Origin of the sequence: Tepidibacter sp. Z1-5, from assembly GCF_037844525.1 — a bacterium.
GTDB lineage: Bacteria > Bacillota > Clostridia > Peptostreptococcales > Peptostreptococcaceae > Tepidibacter_A.
This window is the reverse complement of sequence record NZ_JBBMMD010000058.1, coordinates 1-1,134: the sequence shown is the minus strand read 5'-3', so window position 1 is coordinate 1,134 and position 1,134 is coordinate 1. Positions and strand designations below refer to the sequence as shown.

Here is a 1,134-nt window from a genome sequence, read left to right as displayed (position 1 = left end):
TTATTTTTTTGTCTTTTATTCTATGGTAAAAATAGGGGATGAAGTTTTAATTTTTAATAACCTACAGACCCTAAAAAAATAACCCAGATTTCGTTTGTACGAAATTTAGGTAGCTAACATTTAAACTATCCTCATTTTAATTTAGCTGATACAATATTTTATGATTTTTTTCAAAAAATTAAGGACCAAAAATAATAACAGTTAAAGGCCAAACTATAAATGGGAATAAAAACATTAAGACATTACCTATAATACCGAATATTCCTAATTTGCTAGGAAATATAACTATAGAAAGAATACCTATGAGAATCCCACAAGGAGCTATAAACATAGGCGACAATATAGATATATAAAGTTGATTATTTAAAAATTCAAATAAAAGCATTCTTAAAAGTATCATAATAGAAGTAAAATGATTACTATAGTAAGTTGTAATTAATATATTACATTTTATTGATTTCAAGCATAGAGTTATTTCGTGATGAGAGAGTTGCTTATAGAATGTGAAGTATTTAATGCGATATATATAAATAAGAAAAACTTATGTATAGCATAGCTAAATACATAAGTTTTGTATTCAAACTGAAAGGCTGACCATAGCATCCTTTCTAACATGGATTAGGTTTGAAATATTCTATGTGCTTTACATTATTTTTTTTAACTTCTTTATAAGACCATTGTCTAGAACAAGGATCCCATCTACATAGATAGTAATAGTTCCTATCGTCTTTTTTTATAAAGGCAAGATAATTAAATCCGTTTTTATGATATACATAACCAAATTTATCTATTTTTTTTCTGTTGAAATCAGTATCAAACATAAAAATCCTCCTTAATAATAAAAAAATTAAATTTAATGAATAAAAATGTTTTTCTAAGATATACTATGTTTAGAGTTACTTGAAAGGTGATTAATTAAAAAATAAATAAAATAATTAAAAACTTTAAAAAAAGTGTTGACGGATGTGTCGAATGGTGATATATTATTACTTGTCCTCAACAACGAGGCAAACACGAAACACACGAAGTAAATAAATGAACTTTGAAAATTAAACAGTAGGTTATAAATAAATCACAAACAGTGATTTTCGGAAACAACACATAAAGTCAGTTACTGAGTACTGACAAACTTTT

At 25.2% G+C, this 1,134-nt stretch carries 1 protein-coding gene; it reads right to left on the bottom strand.

The window, feature by feature from the left end; genetic code table 11:
• Positions 1–608: 608 nt before the first annotated feature.
• On the bottom strand, positions 609–821 hold the full coding sequence (locus WJW32_RS12365; RefSeq protein ID WP_340258775.1) for a hypothetical protein: 213 nt from the start codon (positions 819–821) through the stop codon (positions 609–611).
• Positions 822–1,134: the final 313 nt, after the last annotated feature.